This window comes from Bacillus sp. JJ1533 (assembly GCF_036965045.1).
Lineage (GTDB): Bacteria > Bacillota > Bacilli > Bacillales > Bacillaceae_L > Ferdinandcohnia.
Genome location: NZ_JBALOV010000013.1, coordinates 161,369 through 161,766, shown reverse-complemented (window position 1 = coordinate 161,766; position 398 = coordinate 161,369).

The window sequence follows — 398 nt, the reverse complement described above, 5'->3', positions numbered from 1 at the left end:
ACCTTAAAGATCAGCCGATTTGGTTGGTCTTTTTTTATTTGAGTATGTTAAAGTTAAAATCGTTCCAGATTTTAGGTTGATTTATGTAAAAGAGTAACGAAAACGCTCAAATCATTCCACTTTAGTGAACAGAATGAAGGAAAGAGTAACGCAATATGATTAATCATGCCCAATTTAATTCTGGAGCGTTAAAAAAGGGAACGAAAACTCTTGAACATGCAATTTTTTAATCGTCAAAAATGCCATAACCGGAAACGGAATACCACTCAGTTGTTAAACAACAAATGATATCCCGCAAACTCTATAAACGATATACCATCCAGCCGCCAAACGATAAATGAAATTCCGCAAACGCCAAAAACAGTATATCGCCTGACCAACAAACAACAAATGATATT